The following is a 13,965-nucleotide window of genomic DNA, read 5'->3' on the forward strand; positions in this document are numbered from 1 at the left end:
GATAACTTAGCAGTGTCTGCATGGTCACCTTTATGACAGCCTTACAGGCTGACCAGGGCCGGACGATCTCGGCGGGCGGACGAACCGATCCGGGCCCGGGTGCGTCCAAGTGTCCAGGAAGCCGTTCGCGCCCGCCCGGCGGCCGCCGGGGCGCGTTAGACCGACACGATCATGGCAACAGGTGAAACCATGCCTGACGTGCGTGGCCGTGTCCGGAGGCCCGCGATCTTCGTGGGCCCTCTGCTGCTGATCGTCGTGCTCATGCTGCCCGCCCGCGCCGCCGGCGCCGAACCCGCCCCCGGAACCGAGCCCGCGCCCGGCGTGTCGGGGACCGTCCCGCCGCCCCCGCCGGCCGTCGGGGAGAGCATCCCGACCTACGACGTCGTGCTGACCATCGGCGCCGACGGCGTGCTGTACGTCCGGGAGACGATCACCTACGACTTCGACCAGAGCGGCGAGCACGGGATCGTCCGGCACGTGCCGTTCCGCCGCGGCGACCGCGTCTTCGAGGTGCGGAACGTGCGCACCAGCTCGTCCACCGGCGCACCGTCCCGGGCCCGGATGACGCGGTTCCTGCACGACGTGCAGATCAGCGTCGGCGACCGGCACCGCGAGGTCCGCGGGCGGCAGGCGTACGTGATCGAGTACGAGGTGGGGCGGGCGTTCACGCCGCGCGCCGACCACGACGAGCTGGTGTGGGACGCGATCGGGACGGCCTGGAGCGTCCCGATCGGGAGTGCGGCGGTGCGGGTCGAGGCGCCGGTCCCGCTGCGGCACGTGACGTGCCGGGCGGGCGCGCGGGGTGCGACGATCCGCTGCCCGCGCGACCGCGACGGCCCGTACGCGGTGGACTTCGTCCAGAACGCGCTGGCCCCGCACGAGGGCATGAAGATCCGGGTCCGGTTGCCCAAGCACGCGATCGCCGTGGCGGCGCCCCGGTACGTCCCGCCGCGCTGGACGGGCGACTGGCCGGGCACCGCGGTGCTCGCCCTCGCCGTCGGCGCGGTGGCGCTGGTCGCGCGGCGCCCGGTCCCGCGGCGGGCGGGCGCGGGGCTGATCGCGGCCGGCCTGCTGCTGGTCGTCGCCGACGCGGGGGACGAGATCGCGGCCCGCGGCCCGTGGGCCTTCTCGCTGGGCGACCCGTGCCTGGCCGGGCTGGCGCTGCTGATCGTCGGCGCCGGGATCGTGTACGCGCGGCGCGGCCCGGCCGTGATCGGCAGCGAGGGGTCGCCGGGTGGGTCTACAGTTGGTCGGTCGCGGCGCGAACCCGTCGGCCCCGCAGGCCGTCTACCACCGTGACGGCCTCGAAGGACGGGGGGCCGCCGGACGGGGCGGCACGGCACCGGTGATCGGCGAAGGGAGGCGCGCGGAGTGCGGGAGTACCTGCTCACGATTCTCGTGGCCGCTCTCGTCGCGTACCTGCTGACGCCCTCGGTGCGCCGGTTCGCCGTCTGGTTCGGGGCGCAGGCCGTCCCGCGCGATCGCGACGTGCACGTCATCCCGACGCCCCGGCTGGGCGGTCTCGCGATGTTCGGCGGGATGCTGGCGGCGCTGGTGGTCGCGACCGGGCTGCCGGAGATGCGCAAGGTCCTCGACGACGGCGACATCAGCGTCGCGAAGGCGCTGACGCTGTCGGGCGGGCTGATCGTGCTGATCGGCATCGCCGACGACCGCTGGGAGGTGGACGCGCTCACCAAGTTCGCCGGGCAGGTCGCGGCCGCCGGGATCTTCATCATGCAGGGCATCCAGATCTATGTGATCCCGCTGCCGACGGGCGAGTCGCTGTCGCTGCCGCCCGCCTACGGGGTGCCGCTGACCGTGCTGGTCGTGGTCGCCACGATCAACGCGGTGAACTTCATCGACGGCTTGGACGGCCTCGCCGCGGGCGTCGTCGGGATCGCCGCGCTGGCGCTGTTCTCCTACGCCTACCTGCTGTCGCGGACGATCGGGCTGACCACGCTGACCGGCGCCACGCTCATCGCCGCGATCCTGTTCGGGATGTGCCTGGGCTTCCTGCCGCACAATTTCAGCCCCGCCAGGATCTTCATGGGCGACACCGGCTCGATGCTGATCGGCCTGCTGCTCAGCGCGTCCACGATCATGCTGACCGGCCAGTTCGACCCGGCCATCCTCGCCAACGGGCTGTTCCCGTTCTTCGTCCCGATCCTGCTGATCCCGGCGGTGGCCGCGGTCCCGTTCGCGGACATGCTGCTCGCGGTGTGGCGGCGGACGAACCAGGGCAGGTCGCCCTTCTCCCCGGACAAGCAGCACCTGCACCACCGGCTGCTGCAACTCGGCCACTCCACCCGCCGCGCCGTGCTGATCATGTACTTCTGGGTGGGGCTGCTGGCCTCCGGCCTGGTCGGGCTGGCGCTGTTCGACGCCGCGTGGATCACCCTCGGCGTCACGCTGCTGATCGCGACGGCCGGGGTGGTGCTGATGCTCCGCAAGCCGCGCCGCAAGCGGCCCGGCATCGATCCGGGCACCGGCGACCAGCCCGCGCAGCGTCCCCCGATGCGCGTCTGACACGGGCCGCGACCGCTTCGCGGCGGCCGGGAAGGCGGCCGGATGACCGCCGCGCGGGCCGCGCGTGGACGGTGAATGGACCGCGCATGGACGGCGCGCGGGTCGGGGCGCGGAGGCTAAAGCAGGGCTTGAGCTGGGCTAAAGTCCAGGTGCGAGCGTTACCGGAGGTAGCCTCCCGGGCCCTGGACCCGCATTACCTCTAGGGTAATTGTGGACATTCCGGACGCTTGTGATACCTTTCACGAACAACAGACGACCACTGAACGTGACCAGTCGGAGCCTTCATGCACACCTCCGAAGCCAGGATGCTCCGCGGCGCCGCGATCCCGACCTCGGTCGTCGGGGTGGCCGCCGTGCTGATCGGCCTGCTGACCGCCGGCGCCAAGGGCGCCCTGGCCGCGGCGCTGGCGTCGGTCGTGGTGATCGCCTTCTTCTCGGCCAGCGCGCTGGTGGTCTCGTGGGCCGCCAAGTACTCCGCGCAGACCATGATGCTGGCCGCGCTGGCGAGCTACATGGTGAAGATCCTCGCGGTGATGGTGCTGGTCACGACGATGGACGGCGTCTCGGTCTGGAACACCAAGGTCTTCGGCTGGACGGTCATCGGGCTCGCGCTGCTCTGGATCGCCGCCGAGTTCCGGATCGTGCTGCAGCGGAGGCCCTACATTGACGAGCCCGAGAACGTCCTGGACCGGAGCCCGTGATGCAGCCCCGGCGGACGGCACCTGTTCCCGAGGACTACTCCAATATGACCACCGCAGGGGTGGCCTGCTATCGTCCGGAGCGCGATGAGCGAGCAGAAGCGTCGTCCGGAGGACGGCCAACGGGAATTCGCCGACGTCGCCTGGTCCGTGCCCAGCTACCTCCTCTCCGGGATGATCATCTGGGGCGGCATCGGGTGGCTGCTGTCCAAGTGGACGCACCAGGCCTGGCTGATACCCATCGGCCTGGTCATCGGTGTCGGGCTCGCCGTCTACCTGGTCTACCTGAAGTACGGTCGCCACTCCTCCTGAGCGGCCCCGCAGAGGAAGCCGCCGAGGAAGCCTTCGTGAAACATCACCACATTGATGAAGGGAACGCCGCGTGAACGCGCTGACGGTCCTCGCCTCCGGGGGAGATGAGTTCCAAGCCCCGGGCCCGGAGCTGTTCGACTTCCCGCCCCTGTTCGCCGGCGGCCCGGAGTGGCTGACCAAACCCGTCGTCTTCGCGGTCGTCGGCGCCCTGCTGGTGTGCGTCCTGTTCTGGACGGCGTTCGCCAAGCCGAAGCTCGTGCCGCGCGGCATGCAGAACATCGGCGAGATCGGCTACATGTTCGTGCGGGACGAGATCGCGCGCCCGTTCCTCGGCAAGAACACCGACCGGTGGATGCCGATGCTGATGTCGCTGTTCTTCCTGATCTGGTTCTGGAACATCTTCGCGGTCATCCCGATCATCCAGTTCCCGATCGCGTCGCACATCGCGTTCCCGATCGTCCTGGCGGTCTTCGTCTACATCGTCAAGGTCTACCTCGGCCTCAAGCACCAGAAGCTGAAGTACTTCACCAACATGATCCCCTCGGGCCTGCCGCTGCCGGTCTACTTCCTGCTGGTGCCGATCGAGTACCTCTCGACCTTCATCCTCGCTCCCTTCACGCACGCGGTCCGGCTCTTCGCCAACATGTTCGCCGGCCACACGATCCTGGCGTTCTTCAGCCTCGTCGGCTTCTGGTTCCTGTTCGAGAAGCCCACCGCGCTCGGCTTCGGGGTCGGCATCGTCGGCGTGCTCGTCACGATCGTGCTGACCGCGCTCGAACTGCTGATCCAGTTCCTGCAGGCGTTCCTCTTCGCGATGCTCGCCGCGATGTACATCCAGAGCGGTCTCGAAGCGGACCACTGAGCCCTCGGGCCCGCGCGCTCCGGTGCCGGGCTCTCCCAGACACCCTCGTTAGCCCAAGACCGGCGGAGTGTCCGCCGGCCGACAGAAAAGGAATGAGCCCCATGACGGGAGAAGTTCTCGCCGCCGTCAGCGGTAACGTCACCTCGATCGGCTACGGCCTCGCGGCCATCGGCCCGGGCATCGGCATCGGCATCATCTTCGGCCAGGGCGTGAACGCCATCGCCCGCCAGCCCGAGCTGACCGGCGTGATCCGCACCAACATGCTGCTGGGCTTCGTCCTCACCGAGGCGCTCGCCCTCATCGGCCTGGTCGCGCCGTTCATCTTCCAGGGCATCAAGTAGTAGCCGTCCGTACCTGAGGAAGGGCTGCAGACATGATCACAGCAGCTTCCGTCCTTGCGGCGGAGGAGGCCAACAACCCGCTCGTCCCGCACCCGTACGAGCTGGTCGTCGGCATCTTCTCGTTCGTCGTCGTCATGGTCGTCCTGGGCCGCATCCTCGTCCCGCGTCTGCAGAAGACGCTGGAGGAGCGGACCCAGGCGATCGAGGGCGGCCTCGAACGGGCCGAGCAGGCGCAGAAAGAGGCCCAGCAGGTCCTCGATCAGTACAAGTCCCAGCAGAAGGCGGCCGCGGTCGAGGCGTCCAACGAGCGACGCAAGGCCGAGGAGCAGGGCGCGCAGATCATCGCCGAGGCCAAGGAGAAGGCCCAGGCGGAGGCGCGCAAGATCGTCGAGGACGCCAAGAAGCAGATCGAGGCCGAGCGGCAGCAGGCCCTGCAGTCGCTGCGCGCCGAGATCGGCGCCATGTCGGTCGACCTGGCCGGACGCGTCGTGGGCGAGTCCCTTGAGGACAGCGCGCGGCAGAGCCGGGTCGTCGACCGGTTCCTCGAGGAGCTGGAGAGCCGCGCTCGCACGCAGGAGCAGATCACCTCATGACCTACCTGATGTCGCGCCTCCGGCACGAGGGGCCACGGCGTTTCCACGCCCGGTCTTCCCTCGTCGCTCGTGCCTCGCTCCTCAGTCCAGACCGGGCGGCGCCATGACCATCACGGGAGCGGTGGGCAGGGCGTCGCTGGCCGAGGCCAGGCAGCGGCTGGAGGCCGTCATTCCCTCCGCCGACCTGGCCGCGCTCGGCGGCGACCTGTTCGCGGTGCTGCACCTGATCGACCGCGAGCACGGCCTGCGGCGGGCGGTCTCCGACCCGGCGCGGGACGGTGCCGACAAGGCGCAGCTCGTGCAGATCCTGCTGGAGGGCAAGGTGTCGCCGGCCGCTCTCGGGCTGGTCGCCGACGTCGTCCGGCTGCGCTGGTCCAAGCCCTCGGAGCTGTCGGACGCGGTGGAGGCCCTCGCGGTCACCGCCGAGGCCGCGCGCGCCGAGGCGGACGGGCAGATCGACGACCTGGAGGACGAGCTGTTCCGGTTCTCCCGGGTCATCGAGGGCGAGGTCGCCCTGCGCGGCGCGCTCGCCGGCCCGGGGCTGCCGGACGACCGCAAGCTCGGCCTGGTCAACGCGCTGCTGGAGGGCAAGGTCACTCCCGCGACGCTGGCGCTGGTCACCGAGCTGGTGCTGCGCCCGCGAGGACGTAGCCTGGAAGGTGGGCTCGCCGAGTACGGCAAGCTCGTCGCCCAGCGGCGGGAGCGGCTCGTCGCGCTGGTCCGGACGCCGACCGACCTGTCGGCGGCGCAGCGGACGCGGCTCGCGGGAGTGCTCGCCACCGCCTACGGACACGAAGTACACCTGAACATCGAGATCGACCCCGGCACGATCGGCGGACTGTCGATCGAGATCGGGGACGAGATCATCGACGGCACGATCGCCGGACGGCTGGACGACGTCCGCCGGCGGCTCGGCGCCGGCTGAACGCCTGCTGAGCTGACCTTTTAGGGAGCAAGAGAGGAATCATGGCGGAGCTGACGATCCGTCCGGACGAGATCCGGAACGCGCTGGAGCGCTTCGTCCAGTCGTACGAGCCCGAGGCCGCCGCGCGCGAAGAGGTCGGCACCGTCGTCGATTCCGGCGACGGTATCGCCCACGTCGAGGGCCTGCCCTCCGCGATGGCGAACGAACTCCTTGAGTTCGAGGACGGTACCCGTGGCCTGGCTCTGAACCTGGACGTGCGCGAGATCGGCGCCGTTGTCCTTGGCGACTTCAGCAACATCGAGGAGGGCCAGAAGGTCCGGCGGACGGGCGAGGTCCTGTCGGCGCCGGTCGGCGACGCCTTCCTCGGCCGTGTTGTGGACGCCCTGGGCAGCCCGCTCGACGGCCTCGGCCCGATCGAGACGACCGAGCGCCGCGCGCTCGAGCTGCAGGCCCCCACGGTCGTGCAGCGGCAGTCGGTCGGCGAGCCGCTGCAGACCGGCATCAAGGCCATCGACGCGATGACGCCGATCGGCCGCGGCCAGCGGCAGCTGATCATCGGTGACCGGCAGACCGGCAAGACCACGGTCTGCGTGGACACCATCATCAACCAGAAGGAAGCCTGGGAGTCGGGCGACCCGAGCAAGCAGGTGCGCTGCATCTACGTCGCGGTCGGCCAGAAGGGCTCCACGATCGCCAACGTCCGCCGCTCCCTGGAGGAGGCCGGCGCGCTGGAGTACACCACGATCGTGGCGGCTCCGGCGTCCGACCCGGCGGGCTACAAGTACATCGCCCCCTACACCGGGTCCGCGATCGGGCAGCACTGGATGTACCAGGGCAAGCACGTCCTGATCGTGTTCGACGACCTGTCGAAGCAGGCCGAGGCGTACCGCGCGGTGTCGCTGCTGCTGCGCCGCCCGCCGGGCCGCGAGGCCTACCCGGGCGACGTCTTCTACCTGCACTCGCGGCTGCTGGAGCGCTGCGCGAAGCTGTCGGACGACCTGGGCGCCGGTTCGATGACGGGTCTGCCGATCATCGAGACCAAGGGCAACGACGTGTCGGCCTACATCCCGACGAACGTCATCTCGATCACCGACGGGCAGTGCTTCCTGGAGACGGACCTGTTCAACCAGGGCGTCCGGCCGGCGATCAACGTCGGCATCTCGGTGTCCCGGGTCGGCGGCTCCGCGCAGATCAAGGCGATGAAGACCGTCGCCGGCACGCTGCGCCTGGCGCTGTCGCAGTTCCGTGACCTGGAGGCGTTCGCGGCGTTCGCGTCCGACCTGGACGCGGCCTCCCGCGCCCAGCTGGAGCGCGGCGCCCGCCTGGTCGAGCTGCTGAAGCAGCCGCAGGGCAACCCGTTCCCGGTCGAGCAGGAGGTCGTGTCCGTGTGGGCCGGCACCTCCGGCGAGCTGGACGATGTGCCCGTCGCGGACATCCGCCGCTTCGAGCGCGAGTTCCTCGACTACGTGGAGCGCGAGGAGGCGGGCCTGCTGACCTCCATCCGGGAGACCGGCAAGCTCTCCGACGACGGCCTCACGAGCCTCAAGAACACCATCACGGAGTTCAAGAAGGGCTTCCAGACCAGCGAGGGCGACCTGCTGGCCGAGGAGCCCGTCGAACCGATCGAGGCCGAGGACGTCGAGCAGGAGACCATCACCCGCGTCAAGAAGGTCTGACGCCGATGGCCGCGCAACTTCGTCAACTCCGGCAGCAGATCAAGACGGTCAAGTCGACCGCCAAGATCACGCGCGCCCAGGAGATGATCGCCACGTCGCGGATCGTCAAGGCCCAGCAGGCGGTGGCGGCGTCCAAGCCGTACGCCGACCAGATCACGCAGGCCCTGACCGCGCTGGTGAGCCATCATGTCGGCATCGACCACCCGCTCCTGCAGGAGCAGCCGGCCGACACCCGCAGCGCCGTCCTGATCGTCACGAGTGACCGCGGGTTCTGCGGCGCGTACAACGCCAACGTGATCCGCGAGGCCGAGTCCCTGATCAGGGCGCTGCGGGACGAGGGCCGCGAGCCGGTCCCGTACGTGGTGGGCAACAAGGGCATCACCTGGTACCGGTTCCGGGGCCGGGAGGTCGCGCAGAGCTGGCACGGGTTCAGCGACCGGCCGCACTTCGCGAACGCGGAGCAGATCGGCCGCCGGCTGACCGAGGACTTCCTCAAGACCGACGCCGAGGGCGGCGTCGGGGAGATCCACGTGGTCTACACCGAGTTCGTCTCGATGCTGACCCAGGAGGTCCAGGTCAAGCGGCTGATGCCGCTGGAGATCGAGGAGAGCTCCAGCGACAGGGTGCCGCCGTCGTATGAGTTCGAGCCGTCCGCCGCGGCGGCGCTCGACCTGCTGCTGCCGAACTACATCGAGAGCCGCATCTTCCACATGCTGCTGCAGTCGGCGGCGTCGTTCCAGGCGTCGGTCCGGCGGGCGATGAAGTCGGCGACCGACAATGCCAACGAACTGCTCGGGGTCTACACGCGCCAGATGAACCAGGCGCGGCAGGCCGCGATCACCCAGGAAATCAGCGAGATCGTCGGTGGCGCTGACGCGCTCGCCGAGTCTGGCGGGGAGTGATAATGACTGCACAGGTAGAGACGGCGACCGCGACCGGGCGCGTCGCACGCGTCATCGGCCCGGTCGTCGACGTGGAGTTCCCCGCCGACGCCCTCCCGGAGATCTACAACGCGCTCAACGTCCAGGTGGCGCTGGGCGGCGAGGAGAAGACCCTGACCTTCGAGGTCGCCCAGCACCTGGGCGACAACATGGTCCGGGCCATCTCGATGCAGCCGACGGACGGCCTGGTCCGCGGCGCTCCGGTGTTCGACAGCGGCAAGTCCATCGCGGTCCCGGTCGGTGACATCACCAAGGGCCACGTGTGGAACGCGCTGGGCGAGGCGCTGGACACGCCGACCGCGTCGCTGGAGATCAACGAGCGGTGGGGCATCCACCGCAAGGCCCCGGCGTTCGACCAGCTGGAGTCGCGGACCGAGATGCTGGAGACCGGCATCAAGGTCATCGACCTGCTCGCCCCGTACGTCAAGGGCGGGAAGATCGGCCTGTTCGGCGGCGCGGGCGTGGGCAAGACGGTCCTCATCCAGGAGATGATCCGCCGTGTCGCCCGCAACTTCGGCGGCACCTCGGTGTTCGCCGGCGTCGGCGAGCGCACCCGTGAGGGCAACGACCTCTGGGTGGAGATGGCCGAGGCGGACGTCCTCAAGGACACCGCCCTCGTGTTCGGCCAGATGGACGAGCCGCCGGGCACCCGGCTGCGCGTCGCGCTGGGCGCGCTGACGATGGCGGAGTACTTCCGCGACGTCCAGAACCAGGACGTGCTGCTGTTCATCGACAACATCTTCCGGTTCACGCAGGCCGGCTCGGAGGTCTCCACGCTGCTCGGGCGCATGCCGTCCGCGGTGGGGTACCAGCCGACGCTGGCCGACGAGATGGGCGTGCTGCAGGAGCGGATCACCTCGACGCGCGGTCACTCGATCACCTCGATGCAGGCGATCTACGTGCCCGCCGACGACATCACCGACCCGGCGCCGCACACCACGTTCGCGCACCTGGACGCCACCACGACCCTGTCCCGGAGCATCTCCGAGAAGGGCATCTTCCCGGCGGTCGACCCGCTCGACTCCACCTCGCGGATCATGGACCCGCAGATCCTGGGGAACGAGCACTACGAGGTCGCCCAGGAGGTCGTCCGGATCCTGCAGAAGTACAAGGAGCTGCAGGACATCATCGCGATCCTCGGTATCGACGAGCTGTCGGAGGAGGACAAGGTCACCGTCCAGCGGGCGCGGCGCATCGAGCGCTTCCTGTCGCACCCGATGTACGTGGCCGAGCAGTTCACCGGGCAGCCGGGTGTCACCGTGCCGAAGGACGAGACGGTCGCCTCGTTCAAGGCGATCGCCGAGGGCAAGTACGACCACCTGCCCGAGCAGGCGTTCTTCATGTGCGGCGGCATCGAGGACGTCGAGAAGAAGGCCAGGGAGCTGGAGAAGTAGTCCGCTTCGCCGGAGCGGCCCGCGGCCTCGGCCCGGGCCGCTCCGGCGGATCCGCTCCAGTATTCGGAGGAGAACCAACGTGGCAACCCTGAAGGTCGGGCTGGTGTCGCCGGAGCGCGAGATCTGGTCCGGCGAGGCCAAGATGGTGGTCGCGCAGACCATCGAGGGCTCGCTCGGCATCCTGCCGGGCCACGCCCCGGTGCTGGGCGTCCTGCTCGACGGCAGTGTGGTGAAGATCGAGCCGGTCGACGGCGGCGAGCCGATCATCGCGGCGGTCGGCAGCGGGTTCTTCTCCGTCGCCGCCGACGAGGTGTCGGTGCTGGCCGAGCTGGCCGAGCTGGGCGACGAGATCGACGTCGACGACGCCAGGCAGGCGCTGGACGCGGCGCTCGGCGCCGAGGCGGAGGACGCCACGCCGGAGCGCCGGGCGCGGGCCCGGCTGCGCGCGGCGGGCATCGAGGCCTAGCATCGAAGCCTGGAGTTCGACGGACGGCGGGGGATGTGGGCGAGCACCTGGCACTGGATGTGGGCGGTGCGCTCGCCGCGCTCGTCCTCGTGGCGGCGCTGCTGGTCGTCTGCATGCTGGTGCGCCGCTGGTTGTTCACGCGCGGCGGCGGCACCGTGGAGTGCAGCCTGCGTGAACTGTCCCCGGAGGGCGGAGCTCCGGGGGTGTGGCGGCTCGGCATCGGCCGCTACAAGGGCGACGAGCTGCACTGGCACCGCGTGTTCGGTTTCCGCAGAAGGCCCCGGCAGGTGATCCACCGCCGGGGCCTCGTCGTGTCCAACCGGCGGCGGCCGGGCCCGCAGGAGGCGGAGGGCCTGCTGCCGGAGGTGAGCGTCATCGAGGTGCGGGACGGCGGGCTGACCGTCGAGCTGGCGATGAGCGCGGCGGCGCTGACGGGGTTCCTGGCGTGGCTGGAGGCGGCGCCGCCCGGCCTGCCGGTCGATCTGCACCCTCCGGAATGACGGGGTAAGGCCGGGTAAGGCGCCGGTATCGAATTGGCGTGGCCGTGCCGCCGCTGCTTGAGGCGGGCGGAGCGCGGGGCGAGGATCGCTGCTGGTCCGCTCGCCGTCCGTCCGCTGGAGTGCCCGTGCGCAAGCTGATTACCGGCCGCAAGATTCTCATCGGCCGCAAGCTTTTCGTCGGCCGCAAGCTTTTCATGGGCGCTGCCGTGGCGCTGCCCGCGCTGTTCCTGCCCGCGGCCCTTCCGGCGGCGGGCGCCGCGCCGGCGCGCGGCGATCTGGCGAGGCTGGTGACGCTGAAGGACGTGAAGGCGCATCTGGCGGCGTTCCAGGAGATCGCCGACTACAACGGCGGCGACCGCGCGTCGGGGGGCCCGGGTTACGGCGTGTCGGTGAAGTACGTCGTCGGGCGGCTCCGCAAGGCCGGTTTCACCCCGAAGGTCCAGAAGTTCACGTACCCGTACTGGCGGGAGAGGTCCGACGCGGTGTTCGCGCGGACGGCGCCGTCCGCCAAGTCCTACAAGCTGGACGAGGACTTCCTCACGCTCGCCTTCTCGGGGTCCGGCGACGTGACGGCGCGGGCGATCGCCGTGGACGTCCCCGCGAAGGGGGAGGGGACGAGCGGCTGCGAGAAGAGCGACTTCAAGGGCTTCAAGAAGGGCTCGATCGCCCTCCTGCAGCGCGGCACGTGCACGTTCCAGACGAAGACGTCGCGGGCGAAGGCGGCGGGCGCGTCCGCCGTGGTGATCTACAACAAGCCGGGGGAGAAGGGGCCGATCAACGGGACGGTGACGAAGCCGTCCACGCTCCCGGTCGTCGGCCCCACGCACGAGCTGGGCGCCGGGCTGGTGAAGATCGCGAAGAGGAGGGGCGGCCTGCGGCTGCGGGTGAAGACGGACACGGTGCACGGCAGGACGTCGTCGGCCAACGTCCTCGCCGACACCGGGCGCGGCGACCCCGGCAACGTGGTGCTGGCGGGCGCGCACCTCGACAGCGTCCCGAAGGGGCCGGGGATCAACGACAACGGCACCGGCGCCGCCGCGCTCCTCGCCATCGCCGCGAAGATCAAGGACCTCGGCAAGGACGGCCTCCGCAACCGGGTGCGCTTCGCCTGGTGGGGCGCCGAGGAGGAGGGGCTGCGGGGGTCCGCGCACTACGTCGGGTCGCTGCCGGCCGCCGAGAGGGAGAAGATCGCCCTCAACGTCAACCTCGACATGCTCGGCTCGCCCAACGGGACCCGCGGCGTGTACGACGGGGACAACTCGACCGGCGGCACGCGGGCGCCCGCCGGGTCGGGGGCGATCGAGAAGATGTTCCGCGACTACTTCAAGAGCCGCCGTCTGCCGACGTCCGAGAGCGAGTTCGACGGACGCTCCGACTACGGCCCGTTCATCGAGAAGGGCATCCCGTCCGGGGGCATCGCGACGGGCGCCGAGGGCGTGAAGACCGCCGCCGAGGCGAAGCTGTTCGGCGGCAGGCCGGGCAAGGCGTACGACCCCTGCTACCACGCCGCGTGCGACCGGATGAAGAACGTGAACCTCAAGCTCCTCGACACGACCACGGACGGGGTCGCGCACGTCCTGCAGCACCTGGCCCGGACGACGGTCGCGGTCAACGGCGGCGCCCGCCTGGCCCTGCCGCTCGTCCCGTCCTACGCGCCGGTGTGGCAGGGCCCGTACCAGGTCCGCTAGCTCGGCTTGACGGTGATGCCGCCGTCGCGGGTGTCGAGCTTGATCCGACGCTCGGAGCGGGAGTCCTCGTGGATGCCCGAGTCGATGCGCTTGCTGCCGTTGTCGGTGGCCGCGCTGATCGCGTACCCCTCCCCGGCCGGCAGGCGGAGGTGGATGGAGCCGTTGTCGGTGCCCGCGTCGACGTTCGCCGGGGGCGCGACGAGGCGGAGCCGGATGCCGCCGTCCTTGGTCCGGGCGGTGATCCGGTCGGTGCTCAGCCCGTCGGCGTCGATGCTTCCGTTGTCGGTGCGCAGGTCGGCGACGGTGACCGTGCCGCTGAGGCGGATGCGGCCGTCGCTGGAGCGGGCGGTCAGCGTGCGGGCGGTGAGCCCGGTCGCGTCCACGGAGCCGTTCCGGCTGTTCAGGTCGGCGGTGGTGACGCTGCCCGACACGCGCAGCGACCCGTCCTCTGACGACAGCGTCGCCGAGGTCGCGCTCAGGCCCTCCGCGGTGATCGAGCCGTTGTCGCTGTGCAGCCTCACCGTCCCGGCCAGCCCGGACGCGGCGATCGACCCGTCCCGGTTGTCGATCTCCACGGGGGTGGAGCGCGGCACCCGGACGCGGTAGGACACGCCGCACGAGGAGATGCCGATCACCTGCGTGCCGCACGTGGACGTGAGCTTCAGCGTGCCGCCCTCGGTGACGTGCTTCACCTCGGGCTTGTTCTCGTCATTGGACCAGCGCAGCCGTTCGCTGACCTGGATGGCGGGGACGTCCGACGCGGTCACCTCGACCCGGCTGCCGCTGGTCTGGATCTTGAGCTTGGTGACGCCGGCCGGCGCGGTGTAGGAGCGCTGGTCGTGATGGGTACCGAAGCTCAGGTTGCCGCAGGCGGTCAGCGCGGCCGCCGCCACCGCCAGGACGGCCGTCCCCGTCAAGGTCCTCACGTTGGTCACTCCCGATGATCGCCGTGCACCGTACAAGACCAGCCTGGCGCGGCGGGGGCGGCGTCACCAGGTGGGGAGCCGGTCATCCGGGGGTGGGGCTAGCCCTACCCCCGGACG

The 13,965-nt window shown here is 70.3% G+C and carries 15 protein-coding genes; 14 read left to right on the forward strand and 1 reads right to left on the reverse strand.

The genetic code is table 11. The features are described from left to right. Nucleotides 1-189: 189 nt before the first annotated feature. From SM611_RS13700 to SM611_RS13765, 14 genes are all read left to right on the forward strand, one after another. Nucleotides 190-1,299, forward strand: a complete 1,110-nt coding sequence (locus SM611_RS13700; RefSeq protein ID WP_371949882.1) for a DUF2207 domain-containing protein — start codon at nucleotides 190-192, stop codon at nucleotides 1,297-1,299. Nucleotides 1,300-1,371: 72 nt separating this feature from the next. Then, on the forward strand, nucleotides 1,372-2,526 hold the full coding sequence (locus tag SM611_RS13705) for an MraY family glycosyltransferase (RefSeq protein WP_371949883.1): 1,155 nt from the start codon (nucleotides 1,372-1,374) through the stop codon (nucleotides 2,524-2,526). A gap of 284 nt (nucleotides 2,527-2,810) precedes the next feature. Next, nucleotides 2,811-3,227, forward strand: a complete 417-nt coding sequence (locus SM611_RS13710) for a Cg1360 family ATP-synthase-associated protein (RefSeq protein ID WP_371949884.1) — start codon at nucleotides 2,811-2,813, stop codon at nucleotides 3,225-3,227. Nucleotides 3,228-3,311: 84 nt separating this feature from the next. Beyond that, nucleotides 3,312-3,536, forward strand: coding sequence for an AtpZ/AtpI family protein (locus SM611_RS13715; protein WP_371949885.1), 225 nt, complete (start codon nucleotides 3,312-3,314; stop codon nucleotides 3,534-3,536). A 70-nt stretch (nucleotides 3,537-3,606) separates the two neighbouring features. Then, nucleotides 3,607-4,398, forward strand: coding sequence for a F0F1 ATP synthase subunit A (gene atpB / locus SM611_RS13720; protein ID WP_371949886.1), 792 nt, complete (start codon nucleotides 3,607-3,609; stop codon nucleotides 4,396-4,398). A 101-nt stretch (nucleotides 4,399-4,499) separates the two neighbouring features. Further along, nucleotides 4,500-4,739, forward strand: a complete 240-nt coding sequence (atpE, locus tag SM611_RS13725; protein WP_371949887.1) for an ATP synthase F0 subunit C — start codon at nucleotides 4,500-4,502, stop codon at nucleotides 4,737-4,739. 32 nt (nucleotides 4,740-4,771) lie between these two features. Continuing rightward, the gene (locus SM611_RS13730; protein ID WP_371949888.1) at nucleotides 4,772-5,332 is read left to right on the forward strand and encodes a F0F1 ATP synthase subunit B; all 561 of its coding nucleotides are present in this window, start codon (nucleotides 4,772-4,774) and stop codon (nucleotides 5,330-5,332) included. 103 nt (nucleotides 5,333-5,435) lie between these two features. After that, nucleotides 5,436-6,257, forward strand: coding sequence for a F0F1 ATP synthase subunit delta (locus SM611_RS13735; RefSeq protein ID WP_371949889.1), 822 nt, complete (start codon nucleotides 5,436-5,438; stop codon nucleotides 6,255-6,257). Nucleotides 6,258-6,298: 41 nt separating this feature from the next. Next, the gene (gene atpA, locus SM611_RS13740) at nucleotides 6,299-7,933 is read left to right on the forward strand and encodes a F0F1 ATP synthase subunit alpha (RefSeq protein WP_371949890.1); all 1,635 of its coding nucleotides are present in this window, start codon (nucleotides 6,299-6,301) and stop codon (nucleotides 7,931-7,933) included. A 5-nt stretch (nucleotides 7,934-7,938) separates the two neighbouring features. Further along, a complete protein-coding gene (locus SM611_RS13745) occupies nucleotides 7,939-8,835 on the forward strand; it encodes a F0F1 ATP synthase subunit gamma (protein WP_371949891.1) in 897 nt (298 codons plus the stop codon). Between the two features lie 2 nt (nucleotides 8,836-8,837). Beyond that, nucleotides 8,838-10,268 (forward strand): F0F1 ATP synthase subunit beta, encoded by a 1,431-nt coding sequence (gene atpD / locus SM611_RS13750; protein ID WP_371949892.1) that lies wholly within the window; start codon nucleotides 8,838-8,840, stop codon nucleotides 10,266-10,268. 79 nt (nucleotides 10,269-10,347) lie between these two features. Further along, on the forward strand, nucleotides 10,348-10,734 hold the full coding sequence (locus tag SM611_RS13755) for a F0F1 ATP synthase subunit epsilon (protein WP_371949893.1): 387 nt from the start codon (nucleotides 10,348-10,350) through the stop codon (nucleotides 10,732-10,734). Between the two features lie 35 nt (nucleotides 10,735-10,769). Continuing rightward, nucleotides 10,770-11,234 (forward strand): DUF2550 domain-containing protein, encoded by a 465-nt coding sequence (locus SM611_RS13760; RefSeq protein WP_371949894.1) that lies wholly within the window; start codon nucleotides 10,770-10,772, stop codon nucleotides 11,232-11,234. A 125-nt stretch (nucleotides 11,235-11,359) separates the two neighbouring features. Next, on the forward strand, nucleotides 11,360-12,922 hold the full coding sequence (locus SM611_RS13765) for a M20/M25/M40 family metallo-hydrolase (protein ID WP_371949895.1): 1,563 nt from the start codon (nucleotides 11,360-11,362) through the stop codon (nucleotides 12,920-12,922). On the opposite strand, the gene SM611_RS13770 is transcribed toward SM611_RS13765, so the two are convergent. Further along, entirely contained in the window at nucleotides 12,919-13,848 is a 930-nt protein-coding gene (locus SM611_RS13770; protein WP_371949896.1) for a DUF4097 family beta strand repeat-containing protein, read from the reverse strand. The genes SM611_RS13765 and SM611_RS13770 overlap by 4 nt on opposite strands. Nucleotides 13,849-13,965 lie beyond the last annotated feature (117 nt).

Origin of the sequence: Actinomadura monticuli, assembly GCF_041463655.1 — a bacterium.
Lineage (GTDB): Bacteria > Actinomycetota > Actinomycetes > Streptosporangiales > Streptosporangiaceae > Spirillospora > Spirillospora monticuli.